This window comes from Bradyrhizobium sp. NDS-1 (genome assembly GCF_032918005.1).
In the GTDB taxonomy this organism is placed as follows: domain Bacteria; phylum Pseudomonadota; class Alphaproteobacteria; order Rhizobiales; family Xanthobacteraceae; genus Bradyrhizobium; species Bradyrhizobium tunisiense.
Genome location: NZ_CP136628.1, coordinates 5,013,568 through 5,026,163, shown reverse-complemented (window position 1 = coordinate 5,026,163; position 12,596 = coordinate 5,013,568). Strand labels below are relative to the sequence as shown.

Sequence of the window (12,596 nt, the reverse complement as noted above, 5' to 3'; positions counted from 1 at the left end):
GATGCACGCCGAACTCTATACCGATGGAATCGAGGAAATTACCGTTAGCGGAACAATCGTCCGCGTCGACCTAGTCAGTCTTTCTCCGACAGAGCGTGATGCCAGCAATGCCCCCAAACGGGTGTTCTCTCAGCGGCTGATCTTTTCGGTCGAGTCCTTCGCCAATTCGGTGGATGTGATGCAGAAGGCGCTTCAGGGCCTGGTTGATGCGGGCGTGGTCCGGCGGAATCAGCCTGCCCAGTCGCATAATGGCGCTTCGGGGGCGCGTGATGCGCTCGCGCCCAACACACGGCCTTTGAATGTCTCTTCAAATTTCCGCTGAACTCGACGAGGCTGGCGGCGCGACGGACCAGGTCGCGGAGGCGTCCGGCTTGGCAACGCAGACGGCATTGGAATGCCTGTCGAAGATTTCCGGTCACCATGGCATCGATCTTCCGGTCGAACGCCTGAAGCACACCTACGCGGTGGCCGGCCCGCTTCCGTTGACTCTCCTACTGCGCATGGCGAAGGATGCAGGCCTGCGCGCGAGAAGCACGAGACTGGATTGGGGCGCGCTGATTCGTCTTGGAGAAGCCTATCCCGCGCTGGCTCGGCTCGCCAATGGCAACTGGATCGTCGTCCTTGGTGCAGGCCAGGGAACCGAGGGCATCGAGGTCGTCAGCGTCTTCGACCCGCTTGCCAATCGCAAGGACGAGGTGCTGGTCGTCGACCGGGACCGATTCTGTGCTCAGTGGGCCGGTGAAACGGTCCTGATCAAGCGCGAACAGTTGGCACAGGATGCACGGAGGAATTTCGGCCTCCGCTGGTTTTTGCCGGAGCTGCTTCGCCAGTGGCGACTGTTCAGGGATGTCGCGATCGCCGCGATCATGCTCTATGCGTTGGGCCTCGTCGTCCCGATCTTCTTCCAGCTCGTGATCGACAAGGTTCTGGTTCACGAGAGCTTCACCACGCTCTACGTGCTCGCGGCAGGGGCGGCCGCAGCGCTCGTCTTCGATGCGATGTTCGGCTTTCTGCGGCGTTACCTGCTGCTCTATGCGACCAACAAGGTCGATATTCGCGTTGCGACAAAGACGTTCGGTCATCTCCTCGGGCTTCCGGTCACGTTTTTCGAGCATATGGCCGCGGGAGTCTTGGTCAAGCACATGCAGCAGGCAGCCCGTATTCGCGAATTTCTGACCGGGCGACTGTTCTTGACAACTCTCGATGCGCTTTCGCTGTTCGTCTTCCTGCCGGTACTTGCTCTCTACAGCGTCAAATTGACTCTTATCGTTCTGGCCTTCACTGCCGCGAGCGGTGCTGTTGTCGGGCTGCTCATGGGTCCTTTCCGGCGGCGTCTTTACGACCTTTACCAAGCGGAAGGCGCGCGGCAGGCTCTTCTCGTCGAAACGGTTCACGGCATGCGCACGGTGAAGTCGCTGGGCATGGAACCCCTGCAGGGGCGCATCTGGGATAGCCGCTGCGCGCAATCGGTGACCATGCGGTTCGGTGTCGAGAAGATTTCCGCAGGCGCCCAGGCGCTCACCGGATTCCTCGAGAAGATCATGACACTCGGAATCATCTCCGTCGGAGCAATCGACGTCTTCGCGGGAGAAATGACAATCGGCGCGCTGGTCGCCTTCAACATGTTGGCCGGGAGAGTTTCCGGACCGCTGGTCCAACTCGTGACCATGGTCCACGAATACCAGGAGGTTGCTCTTGCGGTGAAAATGCTCGGTGAGGTGATGAACCAGAAGCCTGAGCGTGATGGCAGGAAAGATGGGCTGCGGCCTGACCTCGTCGGCAAGATCGAGTTCGAGAGTGTTTCGTTTCGTTACGGAGCTGAAGGCGCGCCGGCGCTCGACGATGTCTCCTTCACCATCGAGCCAAGTTCGATCTTCGGGGTCGTGGGCCGGAGCGGCTCCGGCAAGACGACGCTCACAAGGCTGATCTCGGGGATGTATCCGGTGCAGCAGGGGCTGCTGCGTATCGACGGATATGATTCAAGGGAGCTCGACCTCACACACCTGCGCCGACACCTCGGAATCGTCCTTCAGGACAATTTCCTGTTCCGCGGGACGGTTCGCGACAACATTGCCTGCGTGAAACGTGACGCGACCTTTGCCGAGGTTGTCGCTGCGGCGCAGCTCGCAGGCGCCGACGAGTTCATCGAGCGGTTGCCGCGTGGCTTCGACACCATGCTCGAGGAAGACGCTGCCAACCTCTCCGGTGGACAGAAGCAGCGGCTCGCGATTGCGAGGGCTCTGATCGTCAATCCACGGATCCTGATTCTCGACGAAGCGACGAGCGCTCTCGATTCCGAAAGCGAGATGATCATCAGGCGCAATCTCCGTCGGTTGGCAGCAGGACGTACCGTCATCATCGTCTCGCACCGGCTGTCGATGCTGACCGAAGCAAGCCAGATCCTCGTCATGGACCGCGGCCGGATCATTGACGTGGATCGCCACGATCACCTCCTGTCGAAATGCACAATCTACAGGCATTTGTGGAACCAACAGATGAAGCAAGTTGCATGAAGCAGACGAGGCAATCACGCGCGGATGCAAGTCCGGACGGACTGGTCGTGGCCAGGACGGTCGAGCGGCGCCGAAAGGTCAGGCCGGCCCCGAGGCCAGCGCGATTGATCGCAGAGTTCCAGTCCGATGCAGCCGAGGTGGAGCAGCAAGCGCCGCCGCGGCTGGCGCGTCTCACTCTCTACGGCGTACTTGCACTGATCGTCTTTGCAGTGACCTGGGCATCGGTTTCGCAAGTGGAGATGATCGTCACGGCGCAAGGCAAACTAACCACGACACGTCCGAACTTGGTCGTGCAGCCCCTGGAAACATCGGTCATCCGCGAAATCCACGTGAAGGCCGGTGATCGTGTCAACCGCGGCTACGTTCTGGCGACCCTCGATCCAACCTTCTCGCAGGCGGATTTCGACCAGTTGCGCGGCAGAGTGGCCGGATTGGATGCCTCGATCGATCGCCTGGGCGCCGAACTGGATGGGACCGAGTATGCGGTCAAGGAGCTCACGAATGCAGACCAGATCCTGCAGGGCAAGGTGTTTCTGCAGAGGAGAGCCGCTTATCAGGCGCAGATCCAGAACTACGACACACAGATCGCTTCCGCCCAAGCCAATCTCAAGACAGCGAAGGATGAAGAGGGGGTCCTTCTTCAGCGGCTCGACACCATGCGCGCGATAGAAGCCATGCGCAGCACGCTGATGGACAAGGAGGTCGGCTCGAGGTTGAACTTCCTGCTGTCTCGTGATGCGCGGCTCGAGATTGAGAGCAATTTGGCACGCGTTCGCGGCAGTATCGCCGACAGTGCGCATCGGCTGGAGAAAGCCCGTGCTGACCAGAAGGTCTTTGCCGAGGAATTCCGCCGCACGACCTACCAGGAACTGGCGGAGACGGTGCCGAAGCGGAATAGCGCAGCAGAGGAATTGAAGAAGGCCGAGCTTCGACGACAGTTGATCGTCCTGCAAGCGCCCGCAGACGCCGTGGTGTTGGAGATCGCAAATCGCACAGTGGGCTCGGTCGTTCGCGAAGCGGAAACGCTGTTCGTCCTAGTCCCGCGCGACGTGCCGCTGCAGGCGGAGGTCAAAGTCGAGGGGCGTGATATCGGCCAGGTGGCGCTTGGACAAGCGGTCCGCATCAAGTTCGAAGCATTTCCTTTCCAGAAGTATGGAACTGCGACGGGAGAAGTCCGCGTCGTCAGTCAGGACACGTTCTCGCCGGATCCGAAGGCCGAAGGTGCGGGCCACGCGCCAGCTCCCTATTACCGCGTACTGGTCGATTTGTTGGACACGCACCTTCGGCTGCCGCCCGAGCGCATTCAACTGATTCCAGGCATGGCGGTTACGGCCGAACTGAAAGTCGGCAAGCGCACCGTGATTTCCTACTTCCTCTATCCGTTGCTACGCGGATTGGATGAAAGCATTCGAGAATACTAACCCGGCTTGGAATGGCGGTTCACCATGATGATTAGTCCGAACTTTGGAGTGAAGCTCGTGGTGCCTACGGCGGCGAGTACGCTCTCGCAAAATGCACCATTGGTGAATTACGCGCTCAACGGGCTAGAGCGTTGTTGGCTACCTGAACACCGGCGGTGGTCGCATATCTACCATCTCGATGGACGTCAGTCGCCAAACGAGTCGATACCAAGCAGCGACGTATTCTATACCCTCAACGTTCTTCTCGGCATGTCGCGCGTTGCCGAAGTTCCAAGTGGCATTGATATTCCCGAGATATTCCGTCGCAACGCTCTGCAACTCACGCAGCTTCCGGTAAGGAAGTATGCCTTCGGCATGGCGCTATGGAGCGCCGCCGAACTTGGTCTCGAAATACCGGACCCGGTCAAATGCGAGCTGAGAGCCATTCTTTCCGATGAGGGCCGGTGGAAGAGCTTCCGGGCGCAGGATCTTGGCATGCTGCTCACCGGAGTCGTGGCCCAGGCGAGGGCAGGCGAGAACGAGTGGTGGCGCTACGCCATGCCGCTTTATCGCCTTTTGAAGGAGCGCTTCCACAGCGAATCGGGATTGTTCTTCGATGCACCGTTTGGCCTTCGTCGCCGGTTCTCGTCGTTTGCGACGCAGACCTACCTCTCGATCGCCTGTTATCAGTATGGCGAGTTTTCCGGCGACGCGTCCGCGCTTGTCATGGCCGATACTTGCGTTCGTAATCTGATAATGCTCCAAGGCCCGCAAGGTGAATGGCCTTGGTTTTTCGACGCGCTGAGCGGCCGCGTCATTGATTTCTACGAAGTCTATTCGGTCCATCAGTATGGAATGGCCCCGGCGCTGCTGGAATGGGCCGAGCGCTTTGGGCAGAGGCAATCGCGGGACGCCCTGGTCAAGGGGTTCAACTGGGTCCTTGGCCACAATCAACTGGGGCGGGCCATGCTCGTTCCCGAACTGAACCTGACTGTCCGCTCGCAGGTTCGCAAGGGTGAATCGAGGACAAAGGCGCCGCGGGTGTTGCGCGCATTCAAGAACGCCTGGCTCGGAAACAAGGGGCGGCTGATCGACGCTGCGAATGTGGAAGTTCGGCTTGAATGCCGCAGCTACGAGCTGGGTTGGATCCTGTGGTCATTCGGGCGACGTACTGATCTGCCGGAGTTGACACACAATTGTGCCTTTGATGGCGTCTGACGAAATTCCGTTTCGCTAACGGTTCCAGGCGACCGCCCGTCGACCTCGCAAGTGCGAGAGCATGGTCACGGCGCGGTGCGTCCGGACAGCACACAACACGGCAATTGCTTTGAGGCGGACGCCGGTGCCATGTAGGCGGTCGCTGGTCAGCACAGTCACTGCGTTTGGCGCGAGTGATGCGAAGACGAGCAACGCTTGCGCGATCCAGCGCAATTGCCAGACAGGTTTACCTTCCGCCATGTTGCGATAGTGTGCGATGTGTCGGTCCCACTTGGTGTAGAGCTCCTGGAGAGAGCCGCGAGCCGGATGGAACACGATCATTTCTGGGATGTATCGAAATCGAAGTCCTGCGCGTAGCGCGCGCTGCCCCCATTCCATATCTTCGGCTACGTCAATGCCGGCAAAGGGACCGACGCGATCGAAGTCGCGGCGGAACAGCGCCATATTGCCAGTACCGGAATAACCGTGCCGCTCGATATAGAGCTTGAAGCGATACGCGAAGACGCTCTCGTAGGCCGCGATGGCGTCAAGCTCCGTATTCTGCGGCCGCCAAATGCGAACGTCGCCCCCGAGAACCGTGCCGGCTGGCGATGAGTAGGACCATGCCATCACGCTGCTCAGCCAATCCGGATGAGCTCTACAATCGGCGTCGATGAAGGCGAGGATCTCGCCTTTGGCGGCGGCGACGCCTGCATTTCGCGCCGGGCCAGGGCCCGGATGCAGTTCGTGCTGCAGTCGTACACCAGGATGACGCGCAACGACGTCGAGTGGGGGCGTTGCCGAACCGTTGTCCACCACGACGATCTCGAACGCGTCCCGAGTCAGGGTCTGTGCGTCCAGGCTGCGTAAACAGGCTTCCAGCGCGTCGGTGTGATTAAGATGGGGAATGATGACCGAAATCATCAATTAATTCCTCCATTTAAGTTGGCGTTGATTGTTGCTGGCGCGTTTGCGTAGAGGCCTCGTTTTTGCCGCGCATTTCGATCCATTTAAACCTTGCAATTAAATATCTGCTGCGTATTATCTCTATAATAATGTTAAATGCAAATTTAAACCGGACTCGGATTTTTTGGAGTAGGTTCCAATGCGCGCCTCATTTCTGGGATGTCCCGTCGACCTGCTGACGATGGCCGAGACCGTCGATCTCGCGCGCGGCGCTATGCGCAGCCGCCGGCGGCTGCAACATGTGGCGCTGAACGTCGCCAAGTTCATCAATATGAGATCCGATCCCATACTGGCGGCCGATGTCGCCAACAGCGACGTTGTCGGCCTCGACGGCATGGGGATCGTCTGGGGCGCTCGAGCGCTGGGCCTTCCGGCGACGTCACGGGTTGCTGGTGTGGATCTCCTTTCCGAGTTGCTCGCGGTATGTGCGCAGGACGGCTTCAAGCCCTACTTCCTTGGCGCTACTCCCGTCGTATTGAACCAGGCGATGCAGGTTGCGCGCGAGAAACATCCTTCACTTGTCTTCGCAGGCTGGCGCGATGGCTACTTCAAGCGCGAGCAGGAGGGTGACGTCGTACGCGACATCCGATCCAGCGCGGCCGATTGTCTCTTCATCGGCATGCCGACGCCTCGAAAAGAGCGCTTTCTCGCCGCCCACCGCGATGATCTCGGCGTGCCTTTCATCATGGGCGTGGGTGGTTCATTCGACATTCTGGCAGGCACGGTTCGGCGCGCGCCGGTCCAGATTCAGAAGCTCGGCCTCGAATGGCTCTACCGCATCTATCAGGAGCCTGGGCGGATGTGGTGGCGTTACGCCACGACCAATACGCTGTTTGCGGGCGTCCTGGCGCAAGCTCTCATCAGGCAGGCGCTTCGGCATCCGCTTGCTCCGCCTGGCCCTCTTCCGCCTGGTACGAGCCGGATCGGAGGTTGAGGCGTGCGGAAGCATTTTTTTATCCTTCTGGGAACCCGGCCGGAAGCAATCAAGCTCTTTCCGGTCATCAACCGGCTCAAGGCCGAGCAGAGCAAGGACCTCTCCGTAACAGTCTGTGCGACGGCGCAGCATCGGCACTTGCTTGATCAAGTCCTTAAGCTGGCCAAAGTGGTCCCGGATTTTGATCTGAACGTGATGACGACCAATCAGACTCTGGATCACCTGACCGCCCGGCTGCTCGGACAAGTCGGCGAACTCCTCGAAAAGCTGAAGCCCACCAGGGTCATTGTCCAAGGCGACACGGCAACCGCCATGGCGGGTGCGCTGGCATCCTATTATCATCGTATACCGGTCTCGCACATCGAGGCTGGACTGCGTAGCGGCGACATCTACGCCCCGTGGCCCGAGGAGGTGAACCGCAAGATCGTCGGCTCGATCGCCGATCAGCATTTCGCCCCCACAGAGCGCGCTGCGCAAGCGCTGCGTTCCGAAAACGTCTCGAATGACCGCATTCACGTTACCGGAAACACGGTAGTGGATGCTCTCATTCTCGCGAAAGCGATGGTCGAATCCGACCCAGGACTCTCGTGCCGATGGGACGGCATCAAGCAGCGTTACGGCAATCGGCGCATCATCCTGGTGACTTGCCATCGCAGGGAAAACTTCGGCGGCGGGGTTACCAATATCGTGAACGCACTGGAGACGATCCTGCGGCGTGAGGACGTTGCCGTGGTGCTTCCCGTTCATCCAAATCCGAATGTTCGTGATCTGTTTGCGTCGCGATTGTCGGACCACCCGCGAGTCGCCCTCATCTCCCCTCAGGAGTACACGGACTTCGTGAGCTTGCTATCGTTGTCCTACCTGGTCCTGACAGATTCAGGCGGAGTACAGGAGGAGGCCCCAACTTTCGGGAAGCCCGTCCTGGTGATGCGCGAGACCACCGAGCGTCCCGAGGGAGTAGAGGCGGGCACAGCGCGCCTGGTCGGTGCAAACTATGACAGGATCGTTGCGGAGACTTTTCGCCTCCTCGACGACGACGAGACTTATGCTGCCATGGCGCGCTCGCACAACCCGTTTGGTGACGGGCACGCGAGTGAGCGGATCGTGAAGGTTCTTCTCGATGCCTGAATTCCAAAAGATCGATGTCATTGGACTTGGTTATATCGGGCTGCCGACCGCGGCGCTAATTGCGAGCCGAGGGCTGCAGGTCGTCGGGATCGATACCAACGAACGCATAGTCGACACCGTCGCGTCCGGAAAAATCCATATCGCCGAGCCAGATCTGGATGGTCTTGTTTCCAAAGTCGTGTCGAGCGGTGCGCTCACGACGTCGAGAAAGCCGCGGCCGGCGGACGTGTTCATCATCGCGGTGCCGACCCCGATCGATCACGATAACCATCCAGACTTGTCAAGCGTGAATGCCGCCGTCGACAGTATCATCGATCTTCTTGTGCCCGGCAATCTTGTCATTCTTGAATCGACCTCGCCGATTGGGACGACCGAAGCCATCGCAAGTCGAATCGTTGGACGCCGGCCGGAGTTGCACATAGGCGTCAACGGCAAGGAGGACGGAGCGGTCTACGTCGCATACTGTCCCGAACGCGTGTTGCCGGGTCGGATCTTGACCGAGCTTATCAACAATGACAGGTGCATCGGCGGGATTACGCCAACCTGCACGCGGCGTGCTCAACGCTTCTACAAGATGTTCGTTCGCGGAGCTTGCGTCGGTACTACCGCACGAGCGGCCGAGTTGGTCAAGCTGACGGAGAACGCCTTCCGCGACACCAACATCGCTTTCGCCAACGAGCTTTCGATGATTTGTGACCGGTTCGACATCAACGTCTGGGAAGTAATCGACATCGCCAACCGCCACCCTCGCGTGAACGTGTTGCGACCGGGACCGGGCGTAGGCGGGCACTGCATTGCGGTCGATCCCTGGTTCATCATCGACTCGGCCCCCGACCTGGCGCGCGTGATGCGAACCAGCCGCGACGTAAACAACGCCAAGACCCACAAGGTCATCGAGCGCGCAGAGGCGCTGATCGACGATCATCCCTACGCGAACGTTGCTTGTTGTGGATTGACGTTCAAGGCCAATGTCGACGACTTGCGTGAAAGCCCGGCGATGGAGATAGCCACGCATCTCGCGGCGAAATACGGCGAGCGGATCAAGGTTGTTGAACCGAATTTGCGCCATTTGCCTCCTCAACTGGCCGACTATCGCGTCGCATTCGTGAACATCGACGAAGCCATGCGCAGTTGCGAGATTGCGATTCTGCTCGTCGATCATGATGAATTCAAAATGGTGCCATTGGCAGAGCGGCGACACCTCGACGTCATCGATACGCGAGGCATATGGCAGGATATGCCTGCGCGAACCTAACGTACCGTATCGCTATTCCGAATCGATCGAGGTCAGTATGCGAGATAGTCAGCTTGGAATCGGGGTCGTGGGATACGGCTATTGGGGTCCCAATCTCGTCCGCAATTTTTCGAGCAATTCCGCCGCCGGTGTCGTCAGCGTCAGCGACCTCGATCCAGGCAGGCTGGCGGCCATTGGGCAGCTGTACCCGGGGGTAGCGACCACCACGCGATATGAGGATCTGCTAACGGACGCCTCGATCGACGCAATCGCCATCGCGACGCCGGTGCACACACATTACGAGCTGGCAATGGCTGCGTTGAGAGCTGGCAAGCACGTGTTAGTCGAGAAGCCCCTGGCGCCGAGCTCGGAGCTGGTGTCACGCTTGATTGACGAGGCGGACCGGCGCGGATTGACGCTGATGGTCGATCACACCTTTCTCTACACGCCGGCGGTTCAGAAGATTCGGGAGCTATTGCTGAAGAAGGAGCTCGGAGACATCTATTATTACGACAGCATACGCTCCAGTCTCGGGCTGTTTCAAAAAGACGTAAATGTGATCTGGGACTTGGCCGTGCACGATATCTCCATCATCGATCATATCCTCGATGAGGAGCCGATCGCGGTTTCGGCGACGGGGTCGTGCCATGTTGTCGGTTCGCCGGAAAACATGGCCCACATCACGCTGTTCTTTGGCAACTCATGCGTGGCCCACGTCAGCGTCAACTGGCTCTCGCCTGTCAAGGTGCGACAGACGTTCATTGGCGGCAGCAAGAAGATGATCGTCTATGACGATCTCGAGCCGACCGAAAAGGTGAAGGTCTACGACAAGGGAATTACACTCGACAGGCCCCCCGAGAGCGCGCATCAATTTCGGATCGGGTATCGCGCGGGCGACATGTGGGCACCGCATATCTCGCCTAAAGAAGCGTTGCAAACAGAGGTCGAGCATTTCGTTGATTGCGTGCGCTCCGGGCGACAGCCGGTCTCGAGCGGCAGGTCTGGGCTTCGCGTGATCGAGGTGCTCGAGGCGGCCTCGCGATCGATCACCGAACAGGGCAGACCAGTCGAGATCAGGCCGTCGCCGCGCCGCCTGCCGGAGCTGGCCCGGGCTACGGCGTAGTTGGCCGTTTGATCGCGTGGCCATTCGCCAGCCGAGATGCCGTGACGGAGCCGCGATGAATTCAGTGCAGCGTTCTGTCTTGTTCTCTGCGGTCGACCGCTATGCGGGTCTTGTGCTGTTCTTCTTCTCGACCGCGGTACTTTCGCGACTGTTGACGCCGGGCGAGTTTGGGATTTTTGCGGTGGTCAACGCGCTCACCGCCGTGATCGCGGCAGCTTTCCAGGAGTTTGGAGGAGCGAATTACCTGCTTCAGAAGCATGAGCTGTCGCGCGTGACTATTCGTACGGCGTTCACTATCAGTTGCGCGATCTCACTGGCAGTCGCGCTGAGCCTGCTAGCCGCGGCCGATATCGTATCGCAACTCTTTGGCCAAGACAGCGTAAGGCGAGGTATCGAAGTTTCTGCGCTGAACCTGCTCCTTCTACCCGTCTCGGGAACGGTGGCCGCCTTGTTTCGCCGCGACATGTTGTTCGGGACACTCGCCCTCTGCAATCTTGCAAGCAACATGACGATCGCGCTGGTTTCGATTGGTCTTGCGGTACTGAATTTCAGCTACATGGCCCCGGTCTGGGGTAGTGTGGCAGGGAGCGTGATCCTCACGACCATGCTGCTGATCTCGTATCGGGATTTCAGCGTGCTGCGTCCTTCACTGTTCGAATACCGAGACGTCCTCAAATTCGGTCTCTATTCGAGCGGCGTCGGCGCCATCAACATCTTCTACAACCTCGCACCCCAGCTCTTTCTTGCAAAGATTCTAGATTTCACGGCCGTTGGTCTCTATAGCCGAGCCATAAACCTAACCCAGGTATTCGACAGGCTCGTCACGCAGGTGCTGAACCCGATCATCATGCCGGCAATCGTCGAGAGGCGTGCAGCCGGGGCAGATCTGAAGGGCGTATATCTGGACGCGGTCCAACTGCTTTCCGCCGTGCAGTGGCCATTTCTCGCGTTCGTCGCGATTATGGCGAGGCCACTTGTCGCGATCTGGCTTGGTGAAGCCTGGCTTGATGTTGTTCCGCTGGTGCGCATTCTCTGCGTTGCAAATCTCGCGCTGTTTGCGGCATGTCTGACGTATCCCGTATTCCTGGCGGTCGGACGCGTGCAGGACGCGCTGACCTCGTCCTTCATCTCGCTGCCACCGTCGTTACTTGCTCTCCTGGGTGCGTCCTTTTTTGGCGTCGAGGCAGTCGCGGCTTGCGCATTGCTGACGCTGCCATTTCAGGCGGCAGTGGCGATATACTATCTCAGTCGGCACCTGGCACTGCGGCCGGGCGAGTTTGGCCGTGCCCTTCTGAAGAGTGGTGTCGTTGCCGTGGCGACCGCATCGGGCGCAGCCACATGGGCCGTTTTGATCGAAGCAGGGGCTGTCAATGTCATTGTAGGCCTCGGGTCGGCATTTGTGTTCGCCGCGTTGTGCTGGTGGTTGGGTCTTATAGTAACAGGGCATCCTCTGCTGCAGCACCTACGTCAAACGGCAACGGGTCTTGCCAGGATGGCGCCCAGGCTGCTCCATTCACGTTCGGCGCTATGAAGGTTTACTTGACTGTAGAGACGGGGAACTGACATGCCGATAAAGGACACCCAGCTTGGCCGCGATGTCCGCATCCTGCATCCGGATCTGGTCAACCTGTATGGTTGCGCCGTTGGTGATGAGAGCAGAATTGGAACTTTCGTCGAGATCCAAGCGGGGGCAAAGATTGGTGAACGATGCAAGATATCGTCGCATAGCTTCATCTGCGAGGGCGTCACGATCGAGGACGAAGTGTTCGTCGGTCACGGCGTGATGTTCACGAACGACAAATATCCAAAGGCGACAACCGCGGGTGGTCGCCCTCAGCAAGCCTCGGACTGGGCGCTGCAACGCACTCATGTCGGTAGAGGGGCTTCGATCGGCTCGAACGCTACGATTCTGTGCGGCGTCACGATCGGTGCGGGTGCATGCGTAGGCGCGGGTGCGGTGGTGACAAAGGACATTCCGCCGGGGGCCACTGTCGCCGGCGTGCCCGCTCGGATTCTGCCCGCACCTGAGAACATGGTCCGGAACGCTCGGAGCTCAGCAAAGGAGCTTCAGAAATAGCATTAGCATTAATATGCATTCGCG

11 protein-coding genes are annotated in these 12,596 nt (G+C 59.3%); 10 read left to right on the top strand and 1 reads right to left on the bottom strand.

The features are described from left to right. The first annotated feature begins 1 nt into the window (after position 1). The 4 genes from RX330_RS23815 (at position 2) to RX330_RS23800 (ending at position 5,131) form a co-directional block, all read left to right on the top strand. Entirely contained in the window at positions 2 to 322 is a 321-nt protein-coding gene (locus RX330_RS23815; protein WP_317240034.1) for a hypothetical protein, read from the top strand. Then, complete coding sequence (locus RX330_RS23810; protein ID WP_317240033.1) at positions 300 to 2,513, top strand: peptidase domain-containing ABC transporter; 2,214 nt, start codon at positions 300 to 302, stop codon at positions 2,511 to 2,513. Before RX330_RS23815 ends, RX330_RS23810 begins: the two co-directional genes overlap by 23 nt. 104 nt (positions 2,514 to 2,617) lie before the next feature. After that, positions 2,618 to 3,934 carry an HlyD family type I secretion periplasmic adaptor subunit gene (locus RX330_RS23805; RefSeq protein WP_317240032.1) on the top strand — a complete coding sequence of 439 codons (1,317 nt, stop codon included), beginning with the start codon at positions 2,618 to 2,620 and terminating at the stop codon, positions 3,932 to 3,934. A 24-nt stretch (positions 3,935 to 3,958) separates the two neighbouring features. Next, positions 3,959 to 5,131 carry a hypothetical protein gene (locus tag RX330_RS23800; RefSeq protein WP_317240031.1) on the top strand — a complete coding sequence of 391 codons (1,173 nt, stop codon included), beginning with the start codon at positions 3,959 to 3,961 and terminating at the stop codon, positions 5,129 to 5,131. A 15-nt stretch (positions 5,132 to 5,146) separates the two neighbouring features. Here RX330_RS23800 and RX330_RS23795 read toward each other — a convergent pair whose 3' ends face one another. Further along, a complete protein-coding gene (locus tag RX330_RS23795) occupies positions 5,147 to 6,034 on the bottom strand; it encodes a glycosyltransferase (protein WP_317240030.1) in 888 nt (295 codons plus the stop codon). 223 nt (positions 6,035 to 6,257) lie between these two features. On the opposite strand from RX330_RS23795, the gene RX330_RS23790 reads away from it, so the two are divergent. The 6 genes from RX330_RS23790 to RX330_RS23765 are packed head-to-tail and all read left to right on the top strand — an operon-like array spanning position 6,258 to position 12,572. After that, complete coding sequence (locus RX330_RS23790) at positions 6,258 to 7,010, top strand: WecB/TagA/CpsF family glycosyltransferase (RefSeq protein ID WP_317240029.1); 753 nt, start codon at positions 6,258 to 6,260, stop codon at positions 7,008 to 7,010. 3 nt (positions 7,011 to 7,013) lie between these two features. After that, positions 7,014 to 8,138, top strand: coding sequence for a non-hydrolyzing UDP-N-acetylglucosamine 2-epimerase (gene wecB / locus RX330_RS23785; protein ID WP_317240028.1), 1,125 nt, complete (start codon positions 7,014 to 7,016; stop codon positions 8,136 to 8,138). Continuing rightward, the gene (gene wecC / locus RX330_RS23780; RefSeq protein ID WP_317240027.1) at positions 8,131 to 9,393 is read left to right on the top strand and encodes a UDP-N-acetyl-D-mannosamine dehydrogenase; all 1,263 of its coding nucleotides are present in this window, start codon (positions 8,131 to 8,133) and stop codon (positions 9,391 to 9,393) included. The genes wecB and wecC overlap by 8 nt, the downstream gene beginning before the upstream one ends. A 37-nt stretch (positions 9,394 to 9,430) precedes the next feature. Continuing rightward, positions 9,431 to 10,495, top strand: coding sequence for a Gfo/Idh/MocA family protein (locus RX330_RS23775; protein ID WP_317240026.1), 1,065 nt, complete (start codon positions 9,431 to 9,433; stop codon positions 10,493 to 10,495). A gap of 55 nt (positions 10,496 to 10,550) precedes the next feature. After that, a complete protein-coding gene (locus tag RX330_RS23770; RefSeq protein ID WP_317240025.1) occupies positions 10,551 to 12,026 on the top strand; it encodes an oligosaccharide flippase family protein in 1,476 nt (491 codons plus the stop codon). Positions 12,027 to 12,059: 33 nt separating this feature from the next. After that, the gene (locus RX330_RS23765; RefSeq protein WP_317240024.1) at positions 12,060 to 12,572 is read left to right on the top strand and encodes an acyltransferase; all 513 of its coding nucleotides are present in this window, start codon (positions 12,060 to 12,062) and stop codon (positions 12,570 to 12,572) included. Positions 12,573 to 12,596: the final 24 nt, after the last annotated feature.